Source organism: Streptomyces telluris (assembly GCF_024519335.1).
Classification (GTDB): domain Bacteria; phylum Actinomycetota; class Actinomycetes; order Streptomycetales; family Streptomycetaceae; genus Streptomyces; species Streptomyces telluris.
Genome location: NZ_JANIID010000036.1, coordinates 1 through 21537, shown reverse-complemented (window position 1 = coordinate 21537; position 21537 = coordinate 1). Strand labels below are relative to the sequence as shown.

At 70.5% G+C, this 21537-nt stretch carries 17 protein-coding genes; 4 read left to right on the top strand and 13 right to left on the bottom strand.

Annotation, left to right across the window (positions count from 1 at the left end; all coding sequences use genetic code 11):
- Positions 1-36: 36 nt before the first annotated feature.
- Entirely contained in the window at positions 37-1803 is a 1767-nt protein-coding gene (gene arc / locus NQU55_RS29890; protein WP_256791511.1) for a proteasome ATPase, read from the bottom strand.
- Positions 1804-2160: 357 nt separating this feature from the next.
- Between arc and NQU55_RS29885 the strand changes: the two genes are divergently transcribed.
- Positions 2161-2427, top strand: coding sequence for a ferredoxin (locus tag NQU55_RS29885; RefSeq protein ID WP_058047003.1), 267 nt, complete (start codon positions 2161-2163; stop codon positions 2425-2427).
- Positions 2428-2431: 4 nt separating this feature from the next.
- Here NQU55_RS29885 and NQU55_RS29880 read toward each other — a convergent pair whose 3' ends face one another.
- The 3 genes from NQU55_RS29880 to NQU55_RS29870 form a co-directional block, all read right to left on the bottom strand.
- Positions 2432-3040 (bottom strand): hypothetical protein, encoded by a 609-nt coding sequence (locus NQU55_RS29880; protein ID WP_256791510.1) that lies wholly within the window; start codon positions 3038-3040, stop codon positions 2432-2434.
- Positions 3041-3276: 236 nt separating this feature from the next.
- The gene (locus NQU55_RS29875; RefSeq protein WP_058045161.1) at positions 3277-4164 is read right to left on the bottom strand and encodes a tRNA (adenine-N1)-methyltransferase; all 888 of its coding nucleotides are present in this window, start codon (positions 4162-4164) and stop codon (positions 3277-3279) included.
- A gap of 101 nt (positions 4165-4265) precedes the next feature.
- Positions 4266-5504, bottom strand: a complete 1239-nt coding sequence (locus tag NQU55_RS29870) for a site-2 protease family protein (protein WP_372504848.1) — start codon at positions 5502-5504, stop codon at positions 4266-4268.
- 122 nt (positions 5505-5626) lie between these two features.
- Between NQU55_RS29870 and NQU55_RS29865 the strand changes: the two genes are divergently transcribed.
- Together NQU55_RS29865 and NQU55_RS29860 are read left to right on the top strand one after the other, a co-directional pair.
- Positions 5627-6580 (top strand): RecB family exonuclease, encoded by a 954-nt coding sequence (locus NQU55_RS29865; protein ID WP_168093425.1) that lies wholly within the window; start codon positions 5627-5629, stop codon positions 6578-6580.
- 13 nt (positions 6581-6593) lie between these two features.
- A complete protein-coding gene (locus tag NQU55_RS29860; protein ID WP_058045158.1) occupies positions 6594-7265 on the top strand; it encodes a response regulator in 672 nt (223 codons plus the stop codon).
- Positions 7266-7343: 78 nt separating this feature from the next.
- Here the strand turns inward: NQU55_RS29860 and NQU55_RS29855 are convergent, their stop codons facing one another.
- The 9 genes from NQU55_RS29855 to NQU55_RS29815 all read right to left on the bottom strand — a co-directional run bounded on the left by NQU55_RS29855 (position 7344) and on the right by NQU55_RS29815 (position 19235).
- Complete coding sequence (locus NQU55_RS29855; protein ID WP_168093426.1) at positions 7344-8933, bottom strand: ABC transporter substrate-binding protein; 1590 nt, start codon at positions 8931-8933, stop codon at positions 7344-7346.
- An 84-nt stretch (positions 8934-9017) separates the two neighbouring features.
- Positions 9018-10616 (bottom strand): ABC transporter substrate-binding protein, encoded by a 1599-nt coding sequence (locus NQU55_RS29850; RefSeq protein WP_168093427.1) that lies wholly within the window; start codon positions 10614-10616, stop codon positions 9018-9020.
- 414 nt (positions 10617-11030) lie between these two features.
- Complete coding sequence (locus tag NQU55_RS29845; protein WP_168093428.1) at positions 11031-11744, bottom strand: HAD family hydrolase; 714 nt, start codon at positions 11742-11744, stop codon at positions 11031-11033.
- Positions 11745-11925: 181 nt separating this feature from the next.
- Complete coding sequence (locus NQU55_RS29840; RefSeq protein WP_058045155.1) at positions 11926-12900, bottom strand: PAC2 family protein; 975 nt, start codon at positions 12898-12900, stop codon at positions 11926-11928.
- Positions 12901-13016: 116 nt separating this feature from the next.
- On the bottom strand, positions 13017-14081 hold the full coding sequence (locus NQU55_RS29835; protein ID WP_240976426.1) for a glycoside hydrolase family 18 protein: 1065 nt from the start codon (positions 14079-14081) through the stop codon (positions 13017-13019).
- Between the two features lie 127 nt (positions 14082-14208).
- On the bottom strand, positions 14209-15816 hold the full coding sequence (locus NQU55_RS29830) for a glycerol-3-phosphate dehydrogenase/oxidase (RefSeq protein WP_168093429.1): 1608 nt from the start codon (positions 15814-15816) through the stop codon (positions 14209-14211).
- Positions 15817-15818: 2 nt separating this feature from the next.
- Positions 15819-17345 carry a glycerol kinase GlpK gene (gene glpK, locus NQU55_RS29825; protein ID WP_168093430.1) on the bottom strand — a complete coding sequence of 509 codons (1527 nt, stop codon included), beginning with the start codon at positions 17343-17345 and terminating at the stop codon, positions 15819-15821.
- A gap of 41 nt (positions 17346-17386) precedes the next feature.
- Positions 17387-18169 (bottom strand): MIP/aquaporin family protein, encoded by a 783-nt coding sequence (locus NQU55_RS29820; protein ID WP_168093431.1) that lies wholly within the window; start codon positions 18167-18169, stop codon positions 17387-17389.
- A 301-nt stretch (positions 18170-18470) separates the two neighbouring features.
- Positions 18471-19235: an IclR family transcriptional regulator gene (locus NQU55_RS29815; protein ID WP_168093432.1), complete on the bottom strand. Its 765-nt coding sequence runs from the start codon at positions 19233-19235 to the stop codon at positions 18471-18473.
- Between the two features lie 262 nt (positions 19236-19497).
- On the opposite strand from NQU55_RS29815, the gene NQU55_RS29810 reads away from it, so the two are divergent.
- The coding region (locus NQU55_RS29810) for a homocysteine S-methyltransferase family protein (protein ID WP_256791507.1) at positions 19498-21537 on the top strand (2040 nt) is incomplete at its 3' end.

Sequence of the window (21537 nt, the reverse complement as noted above, 5' to 3'; positions counted from 1 at the left end):
GCGGGGGCACGGGACATCCGCAGCCGGACGATGGTGCTACAGGTACTGGCCGGTATTGGCCACCGTGTCGATGGAGCGGCCGGTGTCGGCGCCCTGCTTCCCGGTGACGAGGGTGCGGATGAAGACGATCCGCTCGCCCTTCTTGCCGGAGATCCGGGCCCAGTCGTCCGGGTTGGTGGTGTTGGGCAGGTCCTCGTTCTCCTTGAACTCGTCGACGCAGGCGGCGAGCAGGTGGGAGACGCGCAGACCCTTCTGGTTGTGGTCGAGGAAGGCCTTGATGGCCATCTTCTTCGCCCGGTCCACGATGTTCTGGATCATGGCGCCGGAGTTGAAGTCCTTGAAATAGAGGACTTCCTTGTCGCCGTTGGCGTAGGTGACCTCGAGGAAGCGGTTCTCCTCGGACTCGGCGTACATCTGCTCGACGACCGACTGGATCATGCCGGCCACGGCGGCCTTGGGGTCGCCCCCGTGCTCGGTGAGGTCGTCCGCGTGGATGGGCAGGGTCCGGGTCAGGTACTTCGAGAAGATGTCCTTGGCGGCCTCCGCGTCCGGACGCTCGATCTTGATCTTCACGTCGAGGCGGCCGGGGCGCAGGATCGCCGGGTCGATCATGTCCTCCCGGTTGGAGGCGCCGATCACGATCACGTTCTCCAGGCCCTCGACGCCGTCGATCTCCGAGAGGAGCTGGGGGACGATGGTGTTCTCCACGTCCGAGCTGACCCCGGAGCCGCGGGTGCGGAAGAGGGAGTCCATCTCGTCGAAGAACACGATGACCGGGGTGCCCTCGCTCGCCTTCTCCCGGGCGCGCTGGAAGATCAGCCGGATGTGCCGCTCGGTCTCCCCGACGTACTTGTTGAGGAGCTCGGGGCCCTTGATGTTGAGGAAGAAGCTCTTCCCCGCGGGCTTGCCGGTGACCTCGGCGACCTTCTTGGCAAGGGAGTTGGCGACGGCCTTGGCGATGAGCGTCTTGCCGCAGCCGGGCGGGCCGTACAGCAGCACGCCCTTGGGCGGCCGCAGTTCGTGCTCCTTGAAGAGGTCGGGGTAGAGGTAGGGGAGCTCGACCGCGTCGCGGATCAGCTCGATCTGGTTCCCCAGACCGCCGATCTTGGTGTAGTCGATGTCCGGGACCTCTTCGAGGACGAGCTCCTCGACCTCGCTCTTCGGGATGATCTCGTAGACGTAGCCGGATCGGGGTTCGAGGAGCAGGGCGTCCCCGGGGCGGATGGTGGTGTCCAGCAGCGGCTCGGCGAGCCTCACCACCCGCTCCTCGTCGGTGTGCCCGATGACCAGGGCGCGCTCGCCGTCCTCGAGGATCTCCTTGAGGGTGACGATGTCCCCGGCTCGTTCGAACTCCATGGCTTCGACCACGTTGAGCGCTTCGTTGAGCATGACCTCCTGGCCCCGCCGGAGGTCCTCCGCGTCGACGCTGGGGCTGACGTTCACCCGGAGCTTGCGGCCCCCGGTGAAGATGTCGGCCGTGCCGTCGTCGTTGGCCTTGAGGAAGACTCCGAAGCCGGCCGGCGGCTGCGCGAGCCGGTCGACCTCCTCCTTGAGGGCGACGATCTGGTCGCGCGCCTCGCGGAGGGTGTTGGCGAGCCGCTCGTTCTGAGCGGACACTCCGGCCAGGTTGGTCTGGAGCTCGACGATCCGCTCTTCGAGAATCCTCGTGTGACGCGGAGAGTCGGCGAGCTTGCGCCGCAGGACGGCGATCTCCTGCTCGTAATAGGCAACCTGGCTCGCGAGGTCGTCGGACGCTCGTCCCGGCCGGATGCCGCGGTTCATGTCGTCGTCGTGGGCTGCCACGGTCCTCACCTCCTCCAAGGGGAGCTGGACGCTTCCTGACCCTACCTGGGCCGGTGCAGGTTGAAACCCCTAGATCACAAACCCGGTCGGAGTGTGTCCGATCTTCACCCTTGCGCACGTCCCCACAGCAGGGGAATACCCACCCATCAACATCGGAAAGCGGGCGGTTGTATCGTCGAGTCGGTCAACACCCGTCAGGGCTGGCTCCAATTGATTCACGTACGCAGGAAACGGCAGGGCGAGATGACCGTGCAGAACGACGACCGCGCGGAGGCGGCCGGGGTCCCGGCGGCCCCGGGGGCCACGGCGACCGCAGCGGACGGCCCGGGCCCCGCCCCGGAGGCGGACGGCGAGGCCCTGGAGGTCTGGATCGACCAGGACCTGTGCACGGGGGACGGGATCTGCGCCCAGTACGCGCCCGAGGTCTTCGAGCTGGACATCGACGGCCTGGCGTATGTGAAGAGCGCCGACGACGAGCTGCTGCAGGAGCCGGGCGCGACGACGCCCGTGCCGCTGCCGCTGCTCACGGATGTCCGTGACTCGGCCAAGGAGTGCCCGGGCGACTGCATCCATGTCCGCCGCATTTCGGACAAGGTGGAGATCTACGGCCCGGACGCCGGGTAACGGATCACACACTCCCCGCTACGGGCATCGGCCGGAGGACGAACTTCCCGTCCTTCCAGTGCCATTCGACGGTCCGGCTCCTGTCCGGGCAGCAACGGGGCACGTTCGGGCCGGAGTAGCCGAGCAGAGTGGCCGAAACGGTGCCCCGGGTGACGGTGAGGCCGGTGACGGTCATCTTCTCCCCGGGGTCCACGAGCGTGGCCAGGACGCGGGGCCGCCCGCCGGGCTCGCGGGGCGCGGCGAGGACGTAGACGCCGCTGGGCGGAGTGCCGCCGCCGGCGCGGCAGCGCACGACGGCCACCGTCTCGAGCCGGCCGTCGCCGTCGAGGTCGCTGGTGACCTGCTGGACGACGTCGGGCCCGCCGGCGGGCCCGCAGCGCAGGGGGAAGCGGGCGGAGAGGGGCGCGGGGGCTCCGGCGGTCGCGGCGGAGGCCGCGGCCGGAGCGGGCGCCGGATCCTCGCGCGGGCCGACGGCGACCGCGGCCGCGACGACGGCCGCCAGGGCCGCGGCGGTGGCCAGCCAGTGGCCGGGCCCGGAGCGGGTGTGCGGCCGGCGCTCAGGGGCACCGGCGGGCTCAGGGGCGGGACGGGCACTGTCTGCCGGTGGCTGCACGCGCGCTGACTCCTGTGGCGGTGGCTGCGGGGACGCGGAATCGATCAGCATCGTGCCACACCCCCGCGTACCGGGGAACAGCGGGCACGCCGGTGGAGGGCGTGCGAAAAGGCCGGGCGGGTGAAGCCGCGGCGGGCCCGGCGGACGGGCCTAACGAAGAGGCGCCGCCCCCGAGTTCCCCGCGGTGCGGGGTCCCGGTGGCGGCGCCCGGCGTGCCGTGCACGCGATGACGGGGGTCAGCCCTTGTTGGGGCCCTCGTAGTCGTCGCCGTAGGCGCCCTTGGCGGGGCGGCGGCGGCGCATCGGCGGCTCGACGCCGTCCGCGAGGCGGCGGGCGGTGACGAGGAAGCCGGTGTGGCCGATCATGCGGTGGTCCGGCCGGACGGCGAGTCCCTCGACGTGCCAGTTGCGGATCATCGACTCCCACGGCTGCGGCTCGGCGAAGCAGCCGATCTCGCGGATGGACTCGACGGTCCGGGCGAGCTGGGTCGTGGTCGCCACGTAGCAGCAGAGGATGCCGCCGGGGACGAGCGCCTTGGAGACGGCCTCCAGGCACTCCCAGGGGGCGAGCATGTCGAGGATGACCCGGTCGACGTCGGTGTCGGACAGGTTGTCCTGCAGGTCGCCGACCGTGAGCTGCCAGGCGGGGTGCGGGCCGCCGAAGTAGCGCTCGACGTTCGCCTGGGCGATCTCGGCGAAGTCCGCGCGGCGCTCGTAGGAGTGCAGCATGCCCTGGTCACCGATGGCGCGCAGCAGGAAGGCGCTGAGCGAGCCGGAGCCCACCCCCGCCTCGACGACGCGCGCGCCGGCGAAGATGTCGGCGAAGGCCAGGATCTGCCCCGCGTCCTTGGGGTAGACCACGGCGGCGCCGCGGGGCATGGACAGGACGTAGTCGGGGAGCAGGGGGCGCAGCGCGAGGTAGGCGACGTTTCCCGTGGTACGGACAACACTGCCTTCGGGGGCACCGATCAGCTCGTCGTGGGGGAAGGCACCCTTGTGGGTGTGGAACTGCTTCCCGGCTTCGAGCGTGAAGGTGTAGTGGCGTCCCTTGGGGTCGGTGAGCTGGACCTGGTCCCCGACCTGGAAGGGCCCGCGACGGCGGGCGGCACCGGTCGGTTCGGACATGTGACCAGCCTACCCGGCATCCGGCGGGGCTACGGACACGGCGGGGCCCGCCGGGGCGCGGCGCGCGGCACCGGCCCGGCGGGGCGTGCGGCCGGGAGCGGTCAGGAGGGCGTACGGGCCATCGCGGCCACGAAGGCCCGCTCGACGTCGGTGGTGGCCAGGACGCCGTAGACCTCCCCCGTCGCCTCCACCACCAGGTACTCCGTGGCGGGCGTGGCGCGCAGGGTGTCGAGGAGCTCCTCGCCGGAGAGGTCGGCGGAGACGCGCATGCCGTCCTTGAGGTCCTGGGCGAGGGCGCTGACCGCGACCCAGGGGCGGCGGTGCTCGGGGACGCCGACGACGGCGGCCTCGCGGACGAGCGCGGTGGGGTTGCCCTGGCCGTCGACGACGACCAGGGCGCGGGCGCCGGCCTCGCCGGCCCGGCGCAGGGCCTCGGACAGGGGCGTGGCGGCCTGCACGGGGACGGCGCGGCGGGTGAGGGCGCGGGCGCTCAGGCCGGGGAGGCGTTCGCGCAGGCGGGCCATGCGGAGGCTGTTGCCGGCGCCGGTCCAGATGATGGCGGCGAGGATGGCCGCGAGCAGGGCGTCGGTGAGGGAGTCCAGGCCGCCGAGGCTGTCGCCGGAGGCGCCGATGCCGCCGGCGCGGGCGAGCAGCGGGAGGCCGACGAGGACGGCGACCGCGAGGGCGCGGCCGATCCAGGCGGCGGCGACCGTGCCGGTCATGGGCTTGCCGCTGATCTTCCAGACGACGGCGCGGAGCATGCGGCCGCCGTCGAGGGGGAGGCCGGGCAGCAGGTTGAAGGCCGCGACGAGGAGGTTGGAGATCATCAGGCCGGCGAGCAGGACGCCGGGGACGGTGCCGGGCTCGACGACGAGCATGCCGAGGTAGAAGAGGCCCGCGAGGACGAGGGAGAGGAGGGGGCCGACGAAGGCGAGGACGAATTCGCGGCCGGGGGTCTCGGTCTCCTTCTCGATCTCGGAGACGCCGCCGAAGAACTGGAGCTGGATGCGCCGCACGGGGAGCTTGAAGCGCAGCGCGGCGACGGTGTGGGCGAGCTCGTGGACGAGGACCGAGGCGTAGAAGGCGACGGCGAAGAAGAGGGAGACCAGGTAGCGCGCGCGGCCCAGCTCGGGCAGGACGCGGTCGAGCTGGCCGCCGAAGACCCAGGTGATGAGGGCGGCGACGAGGAACCAGCTGGGGGCCACGTAGACGGGAACGCCGAAGGGGCGGCCCATGAGGATGCCGCCGCCGCTCTCGCGGGGGCGCTCGGGGCGGTCCCCGGGCTGCCGCCGGTCACCGGCGCCCCCGCCGCCGGACCTGCTCTGCCCGCTGTTGTCCACGGTGTCCCCTCGTCCGATGCGGCCCTCGCAGGCGACCGGCGGTCTCCCGATCATGCTGCGAAGGGGTCTGTGGTCGATGGTATGACGCCGGCTGTCGGTGGCGGGCCTTAGGGTTTTCTGTCATGGGTATGGACAGTGGGGCCCCTGCGGGGCGGGCCGGGGCCGGCGCGGGGCGCGGGCCTGCGCGGACGGGTACGGGGGCGGTGCGGCCGAAGGCGCTGTCCCCGTCGCGGGCGGGCGATTTCATGCAGTGCCCGCTGCTGTACCGGTTCCGGGTGATCGACAAGCTGCCGGAGAAGCCGAGCGCCGCGGCCACCCGCGGCACGGTGGTGCACGCGGTCCTGGAGCGGCTCTTCGACGCACCGGCGGCGGAGCGCACGGCGGAGCGGGCCAAGGGGCTGGTGCCGGGCGAGTGGGAGCGGCTGCTGGCCTCCCGCCCCGAGCTCGCGGAGCTCTTCCACGGCGAGGACGGCGCGCACGACCCGCGGCTGCTGGCGAAGTGGCTGGGGGACGCCGAGCGGCTGGTCGAGCGCTGGTTCACCCTGGAGGACCCCACGCGCCTGGAGCCCGCCGAGCGCGAGCTGTACGTGGAGACGGAGCTGGAGTCGGGCCCGCTGCTGCGCGGCTTCATCGACCGGGTGGACGTCGCGCCGTCGGGCGACGTGCGCATCGTGGACTACAAGACCGGCAAGGCCCCGGCCCCGCAGTTCCGCTCCGAGGCCCTCTTCCAGATGACGTTCTACGCGCTGGTGCTGTGGAAGCTGCAGGGCAGGGTGCCGCGCCGGCTCCAGCTGGTCTACCTGGGCAGCGGGGACGTCCTGACCTACGACCCGGTGGAGGCGGAGCTGCGGGCGGTCGAGCGCAAGCTGCGGGCCCTGTGGGACGCGATCGTGCTGGCCACGGAGACCGGCGAGTGGCGGCCGCGGCCGACGAAGCTGTGCGGCTGGTGCGATCACCAGGCCGTCTGCCCGGAGTTCGGGGGCACTCCCCCGCCGTATCCGCTGCCCGTCGTGGCGCAGCGGGACGGCCGGGTGCCCGCCCAGGGGGCGGCTCAGGGCAGAATGGACCCGGTCTAGCGAAGGAGTTCCTGTGGCGATCCGCGTCCTACTGGTCGACGACCAGCCGCTGCTGCGCACCGGCTTCCGGATGATTCTCGAAGCGGAACAGGACCTCGCGGTGGTGGGCGAGGCGGGGGACGGCCTGCAGGCGCTGGATCAGGTGCGGGCGCTGCAGCCGGATGTGGTCCTGATGGACATCCGGATGCCCCGGATGGACGGCGTCGAGGCGACGCGCCAGATCACCGGCCCGGACCGCAACGGCCCGGCGAAGGTCCTGGTGCTGACCACCTTCGACCTCGACGAATACGTGGTGGAGGCGCTGCGCGCGGGCGCGAGCGGCTTCCTGCTCAAGGACGCGCCGGCCAATGAGCTGGTCCAGGCGATCCGGGTGGTGGCGGGGGGCGAGGCGATGCTCGCGCCGAGCATCACCCGGCGGCTGCTGGACAAGTACGCGGGTCACCTGCCGTCGGGCGAGGAGCCCCTGCCGGACACGCTGAACACGCTGACCGACCGCGAGGTCGAGGTGCTGAAGCTGGTGGCGCGCGGCCTGTCGAACGCGGAGATCGCGGCGGACCTGTTCGTCAGCGAGACCACGGTGAAGACGCACGTGGGGCACGTCCTGACCAAGCTGGGCCTGCGCGACCGCGTCCAGGCGGCGGTGTACGCGTACGAGAGCGGTCTGGTCCGCCCGGGCGCCCAGTAGCCGCCGCCCCGGCCATACGGCAAGTGCCCTCCTCCGGAGCTCCGGAGGAGGGCACTGTGCTGTGGGGGCTGCCCGGGGTCAGCCCTTCGAGGCCTTGCTGATCTCCCAGAAGCGGAAGACGGTGGAGGCGTCGAGGGACCACTGGAGACCGGAGACCCGCTCGTTGGTCACGGCGTACTGCTTGCCCTGCCACAGCGGAAGGATCGGCACGTCCTGGGCGACCGTGTTCTGCACCTTGGCGTAGTCGCCGACGGTGGAGGGCCGGCTGCCGTTGGCGGCGGTGGCCAGGATGCGGCTCGTGATCTCCTTGGACTCGTAGTTGTTGGAGAGCACGTTGTCCTCGCCGAAGAACGGCGCGGTGAAGTTGTCCGGGTCCGGGTAGTCAGGAACCCAGCCCTTCACGTAGACGCCGTACCGGCCGGCGGCCACACCCTCCTCGTACTCCTTCAGCGGGACGGACTTCACGTCCGCCTCGAACAGGCCGCTCTTGTTGAGCTGCTGCGCGATCGCCTGGAACTCCGGGACGGTGCCCGGGCCGTAGCGGATCGGCGTGGCGTACAGCGTGAGCTTGACCTTGTCCTTGATGCCCGCGGAGTTCAGGGCGGCGGCGGCCTTGTCGGGCTGCGGCCGGTCCCCGTAGGTGTCGTAGAACGGGGTCTTGTGGCCGGTGATGCCGCTCGGGACGATCGAGTACAGCGGCTCGGCGGTGCGCTTGTAGACGTCGCGGACCAGGGCGCTGCGGTCGACCAGGTAGGCGATGGCCTTGCGCACGCCGACCTTGCCGACCACCGGGTCCTTGGTGTTGAACACCAGGTGCTGGACCTCGGCGCTGGTGCCCTCGACCACCTTGAGGTTGTGCTTGCCGGCCGACGAGTCGATGTCGGCGATGTCCTTCATGGCCAGACCACGGTAGGCGAGGTCGATGTCGCCCTTCTGGACGGCGTCCTTCAGCTCGACCTGCTCGCCGTGGAAGAACTTCATGGTCACGCCGCGGTTCTGGACGACCGCACCGCCCTTGTAGTTCTTGTTGACCGAGAACTTGGCCTGCTTCTCGTCGTACGAGTCCAGCTTGTAGACGCCGGAGCCGACCGCCTTGCCGTCGGTGCGGAGCTTGTCCAGGGGGTATTCCTGGTGGTCCACGATCGAGCCGGCACCCGAGGCGATCTTCTGCGGGAAGGTGGCGTCGGAGCGCTTGAGCTCGAAGACGACGTTCATCTTGTCCGGCGTCTTGATGCTCTTGATCGAGGACAGCAGGGACTTGGCGGGACCCTTGTCGTCGTTGATCTTCAAGGTGCGGTTGAAGGAGTGGGCGACGTCCTCGGAGGTGAGGTCGTGGCCGTTGCTGAACTTCAGCCCCTCCTTGAGGGTGCACTGGTAGACGGTGCTGCTCTCGTCCTTGAAGCTGCACTTCTCCGCGGCGTCCGGCTGAGGGGTGGTGCTCCCCTTGGGGAAGCTCATCAGCGACTGGAAGACGTTGTTGAACAGCACCCAGGAGCCCGGGTCGTAACCGGATGCCGGGTCGGTGGACACGACCTCGTCGGACATCCCCATGACCACCGACTCACCGGTGCCGCCGGCGTTGCCGTCTTCCGAGCCGCACCCGGTGAGCAGGGCGGCGGCGAGCCCCGCACCGAGCGGGGCGGCAAGCCACTGGTCACGTTTCCTCACGTGCACGTTCCTCACAGTTTCCTTGTTCGTCTCTGAACAAATCGTGAACAGGTCGTCGGCAGAACCGGTCTGACGGCTGGTGCCTCACACGCCGCGGGCCAGTTCCCACGGCTGCATTTCGGAGGCGGAGTTGAGCGCCCACTCGGCACCGGTGACGTTCCCCCGGGCCGCCACGTACTGCTTGCCCTGCCACAGCGGCAGCACCGGCACCTCCTCGGCGACGATGTCCTGTGCCTGCTGGAAGTACTTCGCGGCGGCCTCGCGCTGGGAGGCCTCGCGGGACTCGGGGATCAGCTCGTTGCTGATCTTGTTGTTGCGGTACGGCGAGCGGAGGAAGTTGTCCCTGCCGATGAAGGGGGCGACGAAGTTGTCGGGGTCCGGGAAGTCGGGGAACCAGCCCATGCCGTAGGCGGCGTACTTGCCGGCCGCGGCCTCGGGACGGAACTCCGACCACTTCACGCCCTGGAGCTTGACGTTGAACAGCCCGCTGCCGTTCAGCTGCTTCTGCAGGGCCTTGAAGGACTTCTCGGTCGTCTCACCGTAGTGGTCGGTGGTGTAGGTGAGGGTCAGCGGCACCGGGGTGCTCACATTGCCGGCCCGCAGGATGGCGCGGGCCTTCTCCGCGCTGGGGTCACCGTACTTGTTGGAGAACGAGTTCTGGTGCCCGGTGATGCCCATGGGCACGAGCGAGTACAGCGGGTCGTTCGTGCGGCCGTAGGAGTCGCGGGCCAGTGCGGCGCGGTCGACGACCTGGGCCACGGCCTGGCGAACCGCCTTGTTCTTCACCGCCGGGTCGTCGGTGTTGAAGGCGAGGTAGCTGATCTCCTGGCCGGGCGCCTCGAGCAGGCGCACGTCCTTGCCGGCGTCCGTACGCAGGCGGTTGACCTGCTCGGGCGACAGGGTGCGGTTCATGATGTCGATGTCGCCGGCCATGAGGGCCTTCTCCATCGCCGTGGCGTCGTCGTAGAAGCGCATCTCGACCTTGTCGTTCTGCAGCTGGACGACGCCCTGGTAGTTCTTGTTCTTGTTGAGCACGGCCTTGACGACGCGGCCGTCCTTCTCCTCGGTCTGCAGCGTGTACGGACCGGAGCCGACGACCTTGAAGCCGTTGTCGAGCTTGTTCTTGTCGTAGGACTCGGCGTCGACGATGGCGGCGGCCGGGGTCGCGATCTTCTGCGGGAACGTCGCGTCGGGCGACTTCAGCTGGAAGACGACCTCGAGCTCGCTCGGCGTCTCCACCCGGTCGATGTTGCTGAGCAGCGAGACCGGGCCGTTCTCGAAGTTGATGGCGCGGGCGCGGTCGATGGAGAACTTGACGTCCTCGGCGGTGAGCGCGTTGCCGTTGGAGAACTTCAGGCCGCTGCGCAGGGTGCAGCGGAACTGCTCGTTCTTGCGGTCGCCGAAGGTGCACTTGGAGGCGGCGTCGGCGACCGGGGCGGTGCCGGAGCGGGGCAGCCGCAGAAGTGTCTGGAAAGTGCTGTGGAGGACGTTCCACGCGCCGATGTCGTACGCGGCGGCCGGATCGAAGGGCGCCGGGGCGTCCGTGGTCTCCTCGAACCGGTCGGTGGTACCGATGACGATGGCGCCGTTGCCCTTGCCGGCTCCGTCGCTCCCGCCGCAGGCGACGAGCACGGGGGCCAGCAGGGCTGCCGCGACGGGCAGCACCAACGTCTTGCGGTTCATTGTGTGGGGTTCTCCCTGTGGTGCGTTCGGTTCCCGGGACCCTACCGGCGACCGGCGCGCGGGCCCACGGGCAAGCCGTGAAGTTCTCGCGAAAAGATTAGTGCCGGGGGCCACTGCCGCCGGAACACGGAGAAGTTGACGCGATATCACGCGGTGATAACAAGGGAGGCGATCCGCGATATCCGAGCGCCGGAACGATCCACGCACACGATCATCAATCCGGACACAAGGGTGCGCTTCAACCCTTGCGGAGGCGTCACCGGGTGACCGTTCCCGCACGCACCGCCGCCGGACGCGGTGACGAAGGTCACTCGGGCGACTTCCCGGCGGACTGCGGGAATTAGGTCAGTGCATTCGTCACGGAAAACACTCGTTCCGGCGCCCAGAGTTCCTTGAACTTTCTCCGGGGCACGCTCAGTGCACGGGAGAGTGCATTCCCGTGATCAGTCCCCGGAGAAAACCGAGATCCACTTCTTCGAGGGAGCCCACGACGGTCCGTCCGGCGGCGGGCGGGATCGGGGCCACCGACGGCACCGCCACCACCCGGCAGCCGGCCGCCTCGCCGGCGGTCACCCCGGTCAGGGTGTCCTCCACGACCGCGCACCGGCCCGGCTCCGCCCCGAGCCGGGCGGCCGCCAGCAGGTACGGGTCGGGGTGCGGCTTGGTGCGCTCCATCTCGTCGCCCGCGACGGTCAGGGTGAAGTTCTCCGGGCCCAGCGACAGCAGCACGCGGTCGATGATCTCCCGGTGCGAGGCCGAGACCAGCGCGGTGGGGATCTTGTGCGCGGCGAGCTCGGCGAGGAGTCTGCGGGCGCCCGGCATCAGCGGCACGCCGCGCCCGATCATCTCGGAGAAACGCTTGTTCAGCAGGACGGACAGCTCCGTCACGGCGATCTTCGCGCCGGTGGCCCGGATGAGGAAGGAGGCGCTGCGCGTCATGGGGCCGCCGACGACGACCTCGCGCCACTCCTCCAGCAGCTGGTGGCCCAGCTCGGCGAAGACGGCGACCTCCACTTCCCACCAGAAGCCCTCGGTGTCGACGAGGGTGCCGTCCATGTCGAGCAGGACCGCTTGCAGGGCGGAACCTGCGGCCGCGCGGGGCGGGGCAGCGGGAATGCTGCTGGTCATCCGGGGCACACCTCCTGAGGGGACGAGAAGGCCGGCTCGCGCGACCCCTCGCAGGGCCGTACGAACCGGCCTTCACCGGACCGACAAGTGTACGGCGGACGGTTGCGGACGTCTCTTCAATATCGGGGATTCGTCACATCGGGGGCCCGCCCCGGCCCCGTCACCGCCGCCGTCCGCCGCCTCAGGCCTCGTCCTCGGGCCCCTCGGTCTCCTCCTCGGGCGCCGCCGCCTCGTCCTTGGGCTGCCGCTGCGGGCGCGTGCGCCCGCTGGTGGTGTCGCGCAGGTACGAACCGTCGCCCTGCTGGGGGTCGCGGCGGCGCAGGTAGCGCTCGAACTCGCGAGCGATGGCCTCGCCCGAGGCCTCCGGCAGGTCCGCCGTGTCGCGCGCCTCCTCCAGGGACTGCACGTACTCGGCGACCTCGCTGTCCTCCGCCGCCAGCTGGTCGACGCCCAGCTGCCAGGCCCGCGCGTCCTCCGGCAGCTCGCCGAGCGGGATGCGCAGATCGATCAGATCCTCCAGGCGGTTCAGCAGCGCCAGGGTGGCCTTCGGGTTGGGCGGCTGGGAGACGTAGTGCGGGACGGCCGCCCACAGGCTCACCGCCGGGACGCCGGCGTGGGTGCAGGCCTCCTGGAGGATGCCGACGATCCCCGTCGGGCCCTCGTAGCGGGACTCCTCCAGGTCCATGGTCCGTGCGAGGTCCGGGTCGGAGGTGACGCCGCTGACCGGAACGGGCCGGGTGTGCGGGGTGTCCCCGAGCAGCGAGCCCAGGACGACCACCAGCTCCACGCCGAGCTCGTGGGCGAAGCCCAGGATCTCGTTGCAGAACGAGCGCCAGCGCATGCTGGGCTCGATGCCGCGCACCAGGACGAGGTCGCGCGGAGCGCCCTTGCCCTCGCCGCCGCCGGTGCGCACCACGGACAGCCTGGTCGTCGGCCACGTGATCTTGCGGACGCCGCCGTCGAGCCAGACCGTGGGGCGGTTGACCTGGAAGTCGTAGTAGTCCTCGGCGTCGAGCGCGCCGAAGACCTCGCCCTTCCACTCCCGGTCCAGGTGCGCGACCGCGCTGGAGGCGGCGTCCCCCGCGTCGTTCCAGCCCTCGAAGGCACAGATCATGACCGGGTCGATCAGCTCGGGTACCCCCTCAAGCTCGATCACCCAGCGCCTCCTTCTCTGCAATCTGTTCTGCAGTGCTTTTCATTGCTGCTCTGTTGTGCGACCACAAGACTACGGCTTCCCCGCTGCCCGGTCGCAGCCCCTGTACGGGCTCTTCCTCAGCCCCTTGCTCCCCAGCCGGTCCGGTAGGCGCGCCAGTCGTCCTCGGTGGCCGCGAAGTCGACGTAGAGCGCGAGCCCGAAGCGCTTGCGGTCGCGGTCCTCGCGGGTCAGTCCGAGCCGGGCGCCGCGCACGGCCGCCGCGGCCGTCTCGGCGTGACCGTGATGGCCCATGTCGTCGGTGTGGTAGAAGGGCAGGCCCATGAGCAGGTCGGTGCCGGAGGGCGTGACCTGCAGGGCGAGTTCCGTCTGGCGGGCGACGTAGCCGCCGTAGAGGCTCTCGATCGGCAGGGCGGTGTCGTAGGACATCATCGCGATCTGGTCGGTGCGGCGCGCGACCTGGCCGAAATAGCGCTGGGTCCACCACTTGGGGCTGCCCACGAAGTGCGCCGCGGCGTGCATCGCGGGCACCGGGTCGATCTGCTGGGCCGCGATCGACAGCACTCCCCCGGCGGACCGCACGGCCGGGTGCAGGGCGTCCAGCAGGGCGAGGAAGTCGCGGTCGCCGGTGCGCACGGGCTCGACGTCGAGGTGGACGCCCTCGAAGCCGGCCCGCATGACCTGCCGGGCGCTCTCGACCACGGCGGCCCGCGCGGGCGCCGAGTCCAGGCGCAGGCCGTTGCTGCCCTCGCCCGGGCGCACGAGCTTGTCGCCGAGCCACGCCTGGACGCGGATGCCGGGCAGTGCGCGGTGCAGGGAGTCGATCACCTTGCGCGAGTTGGCGTACGCGCCGGCGGGCAGGGTGCCGTCGTGCTCCAGCGGGCCCGCGTGGATGTAGAGGTCGCGCATGCCCGTGCCGTCGAGCCGGCGCTTGAGCGCGGCGAGGTCGGCCGGGCCGCGCCGTCCGTCGAGCCAGGCGTGGCCCAGCCACACGGCGTCCCGGCCGCGGGTGACGGCGTCCGCTGCAGGCGATCCGGCGTAGGACGCCCGCAGGGCGCTGCCCGCGGCGATGACGGGCAGCAGCACCACCAGGGCCAGGGCGAGCGCCGCGCGTATCGCCGTCTTCCGGCCGGGGCGCCACGCACGCACCCCGGCCATCAGGGACCGGCCGGCCTGCTTCTTCATCTCGTCCCCCTCGTTTTCTGTAGGGACGAGAAAAACAGCAGGTCAGTTGCGGTGTGGCCGAAAAGGAACGCCTCGGGGGAAGGACGCGTGGCGTCCTTCCCCCGAGGCTGTGGCGTTACGGGCCGGGTCAGCCCTTGTCGGCCAGCATGTCCTTCACGCGGGCGCGGACGTTCTCGTCGTCCAGGCCGCGGATGGTCAGGGTCGTGCGGCGACGCAGGACGTCGTCGACGGTCTCGGCCCACTCGTGGTCGCGGGCGTAGACGACCTGGGCCCAGATCTCCGGGCCGTCGGGGTGGATGCGCTCGCCGAGCTCGGGGTTCTCGTTGGCCAGGCGCGCGATGTCGAAGGACAGCGAGCCGTAGTGCGAGGCGAGGTGGCGGGCGGTCAGCGGGTCCATGCGGGCGCCGGGCTCGCGGTCGACGAGCAGGCGGTGGGCGACCGCGTTGGGGTTCGCGACACCGGGCAGCGGGGTGCGGCGGACCAGGCTGGAGATGGGCTCCATGTCCTCGGTCAGCGGGCTGCCGGGCACCTGGGCGAGCTTCTTCATGACCGTACGGCCGATGTGGCGGTAGGTGGTCCACTTGCCGCCGGCGACGGACAGCATGCCGCCCTTGCCCTCGGAGACGACCGTCTCGCGCTTGGCCTGGGAGACGTCGCCCGGGCCGCCGGGCAGCACGCGCAGACCGGCGAAGGCGTACGTCATCAGGTCGCGGTCGAGGTCCGCGTCCTGGATGGAGAACGCCGCCTCGTCGAGGATCTGCTGGATGTCCTCCTCCGTGGCGCGCACGTCCGCCGGGTCACCCTCGTACTGGGTGTCGGTGGTGCCCAGCAGCAGCTGGTCCTCCCACGGCAGGGCGAAGGTGATGCGGTACTTGTCGATCGGGGTGGCCATGGCGGCCTTCCACGGCGACTTGCGCTTCATCACGATGTGCGCGCCCTTGGAGAGGCGGATCGACGGCGCGGCGCCCTTGTCTTCCAGCTTCCGCAGGTGGTCCACCCACGGGCCGGTGGCGTTGAGGACGACGCGCGCGTCGATGCCGAACTCCGAACCGTCCAGGCGGTCCTTGAGCTCCGCGCCGGTGACCTTGCCGTGCGTGAAGCGCAGGCCGGTGACCTCGGCGTGGTTGAGGACGACGGCACCGGACTCGACCGCCGCGCGGACCGTCATGACGGCCACGCGGGAGTCGTTCATCTGGTGGTCGTAGTAGACCGCGACGGCCTTCAGGTTGTCCGTGCGCAGACCGGGGTTGTCGGCCTTGGCCTTGGCCGGGGAGATCACCTTGCCGACGCCGTCGCCGAAGGCGGACAGCGCCGAGTAGGCGAAGACACCGGCGCCGAGCTTGGCCGCGCCGACCGGGCCGCCCTTGTACACGGGCAGGTAGAAGGTGAGCGGGTTGACCAGGTGCGGGGCCACGTCCTTGGCCAGCACCCGGCGCTCGTGGTGGTTCTCCGCGACCAGCTTGACCGCGCCGGTCTGCAGGTAGCGCAGACCGCCGTGGACCAGCTTGGAGGAGGCGGAGGAGGTGGCGCCGGCGAAGTCGCCGGCGTCCACCATCGCGACCCGCAGACCGGACTGCGCAGCGTGCCAGGCCACCGAAGTGCCCAGGATGCCGCCACCGATCACCAGGAGGTCGTACGTCGCCTTGGACAGCCGTTCCCGGGTCTCGGCGCGGCCCGGGTTGGCGCCGGCAGCCGGGTGCGTTCCCAGGGTCGGAACGCTCTGCGGGGTTGTCATGATTACTCCTCGTCCTCGATCCAGCCCATGGTCCGCTCGACGGCCTTGAGCCAGTTCTTGTACTCGCGGTCACGCGTGTCCGCGTCCATGCGGGGGGTCCACTCGGCGGCCCGGCGCCAGTTGGCGCGCAGCGCGTCGGTGTCCGGCCAGAAGCCGACGGCGAGGCCGGCGGCGTAGGCGGCGCCGAGGCAGGTCGTCTCGGCGACCATCGGGCGCACGACCGGTGCGTCCAGGAAGTCCGAGAGGGTCTGCATCAGCAAGTTGTTGGAGGTCATACCGCCGTCGACCTTGAGTGCGGTCAGCTCGACGCCCGAGTCCTTGGTCATGGCGTCGGTGATCTCGCGGGTCTGCCAGGCGGTGGCCTCGAGCACGGCGCGGGCGATGTGCGCCTTGGTGACGTAGCGGGTCAGGCCCGCGATGACACCGCGCGCGTCGGAGCGCCAGTAGGGGGCGAACAGGCCGGAGAAGGCCGGCACGAAGTAGGCGCCGCCGTTGTCCTCGACGGAGCTGGCGAGCGTCTCGATCTCGGCCGCGCTCTTGATCAGGCCCATCTGGTCGCGCATCCACTGCACGAGGGAGCCGGTGACGGCGATGGAGCCCTCGAGGGCGTAGACGGGCTTCTGGTCGCCGATGCGGTAGCCGACGGTGGTCAGCAGGCCGTTGTAGGAGTTGACGGGCTCGTCGCCGGTGTTCATCAGCATGAACGTGCCGGTGCCGTAGGTCGACTTGGCCTCGCCCTCGGAGAAGCAGGTCTGGCCGAAGAGGGCCGCCTGCTGGTCGCCGAGCGCGGAGGCGACGGGCACGCCGGCCAGGGCGCCGCCCTTGGCGGTGCCGTAGACCTCGGCGGAGGAGCGGATCTCCGGCAGCACGGCGGCCGGGATCTCCATCGACTCCAGGATGCGCTCGTCCCAGTCGAGGCTGCGGAGGTTCATCAGCATCGTGCGGGAGGCGTTGGTGACGTCGGTGACGTGCACGCCGCCGTCGGTGCCACCGGTGAGGTTCCAGATGACCCAGGAGTCCATGGTGCCGAAGAGGATGTCGCCGGCCTCGGCGCGCTCGCGCAGGCCCTCGACGTTGTCCAGCAGCCAGCGGACCTTCGGGCCGGAGAAGTACGAGGCCAGCGGCAGGCCCGTCTCACGGCGGAAGCGGTCCTGGCCGACGTTGCGGCCGAGCTCCTTGCACAGGGCGTCGGTGCGGGTGTCCTGCCAGACGATGGCGTTGTAGACCGGCTCGCCCGTGTTCTTGTCCCACAGCAGCGTGGTCTCGCGCTGGTTGGTGATGCCGATGGCCTTGACGTCGGCGGCGGTGATGCCCGCCTTCTCGACGGCGCCGGCGACGACTTCCTGGACGTTGGTCCAGATCTCCGTGGCGTCGTGCTCGACCCAGCCCGGCTTCGGGAAGATCTGCTCGTGCTCCTTCTGGTCGACGGAGACGATGCGTCCGTCGCGGTCGAAGACGATGCAGCGGGAGGAGGTGGTGCCCTGGTCGATCGCCGCGATGAACGGGCCCTGGCTGTGCGCGTCGGTCATGGTGTCTCTAACTCCTGAGGTCTGAAGGTCTCGGCGGGGGATCAGAACGCGATCTTGTGGATGCCTGCGGCCAGGGCGGCGCCGATGAGCGGGCCGACCACCGGGACCCAGGCGTAGCCCCAGTCGGAACCGCCCTTGTTGGGCAGCGGCAGCAGGGCGTGCACGATGCGCGGGCCCAGGTCGCGGGCGGGGTTGATGGCGTAACCGGTCGGGCCGCCGAGCGAGAGGCCGATGCCGACGACGACGAAGGCGACCATCAGGGTGCCCGTGCCGCTCGTGGCCAGGCCCTTGGTCAGACCCATGGTGAGGATGAAGAGCACCAGCGCGGCGGTGCCGATGATCTCGGTGACGAGGTTCTGCACCGCGTTGCGGATCTCGGGGCCGGTGGAGAAGATGCCGAGCACCGGGCCGGCCTGGGGCGTCGCGGTCTGGTCGACCATGCCCTCGGCGGGGTTGAGGCTCGCGACGAGCTCCGGGTCCGTCAGGTGGGCCTTGAACTGACCGTAGTAGGCGAACCAGACCAGGGTCGCACCGATCATCGCGCCCAGCATCTGGGAGCCGATGTAGAGCGGAACGTCCTTCCACTCGGTCGCGCCGTCGATGGCGAGGCCGAGGGTGACGGCCGGGTTGAGGTGCGCGCCGGACTTGGTGCCGATGTACGCACCGGCCAGGACGGCGAAGCCCCAGCCGAACGTGATGGCGAGCCAGCCCGCGTTCTGTGCCTTCGAACGCTTCAGGGTGACGGCGGCGCACACGCCGCCGCCGAGCAGGATCAACACTGCGGTACCGATGAGCTCACCGGTGAAGATGTCGGAGCTGGACACCCGCGACTCCTTTGTCCTTCGTCCAGGGGAAGGCGAACCCCGGGTCCCTCCGGTGGTCCGCAGCTCTCCGATGGAGAGCTTCGATCGGCCCGCGGCAGTGTCCACCATAGCGAATATTGTCGTTAGGTGTTCGACAATGCCGACCGATGAACGGCAGTTTTCTGCACTGTAAGAACTGCGTCAAGAGTCCTGTGACTGAAAACTCTCCGCCGGAGTGGCCGAAAACCGCCGTTGCGGACACTCGGGGTTACCGACCGGTAGTACCCGGTAGTCGCCACCGGGCACACCAAAGGGCCGGACGTCAGAAGCGGCCCGCGCCCAGGTCGCGGGAGACGGCGCGCGCGCAGTCCCGGACGGCGGCGATCAGCTGCGCCCGCAGCTCCCCGTCCTCGCAGAACCGCTCCACCGCGCCGGTGATCCCGACGGCGCCCACCGGCATCCGGTGCCGGTCGTGGATGGGGGCGGCGACGGAGGCCACGCCCTCCCAGGTCTCCTCGACGTCCGCGGCCCAGCCACGGGCCCGGGTCAGGTCCAGCACGCCCTCCAGATCGGGCAGCGCGGTGACGGTCCGCCCCGTGAACGCCTCGCGCTCGGCCTCCAGCAGCTGGCTGTGGGCCACGGGGTCGTAGGCGCACAGCACCTTCCCCAGGGCCGTGCTGTGCAGCGGCTGCATCGCCCCGACCTCCAGCACTTGACGGCTGTCGTCCGGCCGGAAGACGTGGTGGACGATGAGCACCCCCTGCTGGTGCAGGACGCCCAGGTAGACGCTCTCCCCGCTGGAGCGGGCCAGGTCGTCCGCCCACAGCAGGGCGCGGGCGCGCAGCTCGTGCACGTCCAGGTAGCTGTTGCCCAGCCGCAGCAGCTCGGCGCCGAGCTGGTAACGCCCCGACGCGGGGTCCTGCTCGACGAAGCCCTCCTGCTGCAGGGTGCGCAGAATGCCGTGTGCCGTGCCCTTGGCCAGCCCCAGTGCGGAAGCCACATCGGACAGACCCAGCCGTCGTTCGCCCCCCGCGAGCAGCCGTAGCATCGCTGCCGCCCGTTCGAGCGACTGGATGGTCCGTGCCATCGCTCAACCTCCTCCGAAATGCCCGTTCGGCATTGCTGAACACTATCGGCCGATGCCGACCGGGAGATAGCTGACCGGCGGCGGAACCATGATCGCCGAGAGACTCCGGGGGCCGCGCCCGGCCCCTTCCGTCGCGTATCCATCGCGTATCCGAGGTGTGGGACACCCGCCCGAATTCCGCTTCCGGCGGTTACGCTGACGGCGTGCGTCTTCTTCCGGAGGACGCAAAGCCGACAGCCGTCGCAACCCCGGGAGCACTTCCATGGCCTCGTTCACGCCATCGACCGCAAGCACCGCCCGAGCCTCCGAACTGCGGGAGGCGCTCGCCTCCCGGGTCGTGGTGGCCGACGGGGCCATGGGCACGATGCTCCAGGCGCAGGACCCCAGCATGGAGGACTTCGAGCAGCTGGAGGGCTGCAACGAGGTCCTGAACGTGACCCGCCCCGACATCGTCCGCTCCGTCCACGAGGCCTACTTCTCCGTCGGCGTGGACTGCGTGGAGACCAACACCTTCGGCGCCAACCTGGCGGCGCTGGGCGAGTACGACATCCCCGAGCGGATCTTCGAGCTCTCCGAAGCCGGCGCCCGCGTCGCCCGCGAGACCGCCGACGACTTCACCGCCCGCGACGGCCGCACCCGCTGGGTGCTGGGCTCGGTCGGCCCCGGCACAAAGCTGCCGACGCTCGGCCACGCCCCCTACACCGCCCTGCGCGACGCCTACCAGCAGAACGTCGAGGGCCTCGTCACGGGCGGAGCCGACGCGGTCCTGGTGGAGACCACCCAGGACCTGCTCCAGACCAAGGCCTCGGTCATCGGCGCCCGCCGCGCCCTGGAGGCCCTGGGCGCCGACCTGCCCCTGCTCGTCCAGGTCACGGTGGAGACCACCGGCACGATGCTCCTCGGCTCCGAGATCGGGGCCGCCCTGACGGCCCTGGAGCCGCTCGGCATCGACATGATCGGCCTCAACTGCGCAACCGGCCCGGCCGAGATGAGCGAGCACCTGCGCTACCTCTCCCGGCACGCCCGCACCCGCGTCTCCGCCATGCCCAACGCGGGTCTGCCGGTGCTGGGCAAGGACGGCGCGCACTACCCGCTGACGCCGGCCGAGCTGGCGGACGCCCACGAGACCTTCGTACGCGAGTACGGGCTCTCGCTGGTCGGCGGCTGCTGCGGTACGACTCCGGAGCACCTGCGGCAGGTCGTCGAGCGCGTCCGCGACATGCAGCCCACGGAGCGGCAGCCGCGCCCCGAGCCGGGCGCCGCGTCCCTCTACCAGACCGTCCCCTTCCGGCAGGACACCTCCTACCTCGCGATCGGCGAGCGGACGAACGCCAACGGTTCGAAGAAGTTCCGCGAGGCCATGCTGGAGGGCCGCTGGGACGACTGTGTGGAGATGGCCCGCGACCAGATCCGCGAGGGCGCCCACCTGCTGGACCTGTGCGTCGACTACGTGGGACGCGACGGCGTCGCCGACATGGCCGAGATCGCCGGCCGCTTCGCCACCGCCTCCACCCTGCCCATCGTCCTCGACTCCACCGAACCGGCCGTCATCCAGGCCGGCCTGGAGAAGCTCGGCGGCCGCGCCGTCATCAACTCCGTCAACTACGAGGACGGCGACGGCCCCGACTCCCGCTTCGCCAGGATCACCCGGCTGGCTGTCGAGCACGGCGCCGCCCTGATCGCGCTCACCATCGACGAGGAGGGCCAGGCCCGCACCGTCGAGAAGAAGGTCGAGATCGCCGAACGTCTGATCGACGACCTCACGGGCAACTGGGGGGTGCAGGAGTCGGACATCCTCATCGACTGCCTCACCTTCACCATCTGCACGGGCCAGGAGGAGTCCCGCAAGGACGGCATCGCCACCATCGAGGCGATCCGCGAGCTCAAGCGCCGCCACCCCGACGTGCAGACCACGCTCGGCCTGTCCAACATCTCCTTCGGCCTCAACCCGGCCGCCCGCATGGTCCTGAACTCCGTCTTCCTGGACGAGTGCGTGAAGGCCGGCCTGGACTCGGCCATCGTCCACGCCTCGAAGATCCTGCCGATCGCCCGCCTGGAGCAGGAGCAGGTCCAGGCCGCCCATGACCTGATCTACGACCGGCGCCGCGAGGGCTACGACCCCCTGCAGCACCTGCTGGAGCTCTTCGAAGGCGTCGACACCAAGTCGATGAAGGCGGGCAAGGCCGAGGAGCTCCTCGCCCTGCCGCTCGACGAACGGCTCCAACGCCGCATCATCGACGGCGAGAAGAACGGTCTCGAAGCGGACCTCGACGAGGCGCTGACCGGGCGTCCGGCCCTCGAC

Excerpts from the sequence above, each read along its gene's own strand:
- NQU55_RS29845 (WP_168093428.1), bottom strand. The coding sequence starts at position 11,744 with ATGACCAGCAGCATTCCCGCTGCCCCGCCCCGCGCGGCCGCAGGTTCC.
- NQU55_RS29875 (WP_058045161.1), bottom strand. The coding sequence starts at position 4,164 with ATGTCCGAACCGACCGGTGCCGCCCGCCGTCGCGGGCCCTTCCAGGTC.
- NQU55_RS29830 (WP_168093429.1), bottom strand. The coding sequence starts at position 15,816 with ATGACAACCCCGCAGAGCGTTCCGACCCTGGGAACGCACCCGGCTGCC.
- NQU55_RS29850 (WP_168093427.1), bottom strand. The coding sequence starts at position 10,616 with ATGAACCGCAAGACGTTGGTGCTGCCCGTCGCGGCAGCCCTGCTGGCC.
- NQU55_RS29865 (WP_168093425.1), top strand. The coding sequence starts at position 5,627 with ATGGGTATGGACAGTGGGGCCCCTGCGGGGCGGGCCGGGGCCGGCGCG.
- glpK (WP_168093430.1), bottom strand. The coding sequence starts at position 17,345 with ATGACCGACGCGCACAGCCAGGGCCCGTTCATCGCGGCGATCGACCAG.
- NQU55_RS29815 (WP_168093432.1), bottom strand. The coding sequence starts at position 19,235 with ATGGCACGGACCATCCAGTCGCTCGAACGGGCGGCAGCGATGCTACGG.
- NQU55_RS29835 (WP_240976426.1), bottom strand. The coding sequence starts at position 14,081 with ATGAAGAAGCAGGCCGGCCGGTCCCTGATGGCCGGGGTGCGTGCGTGG.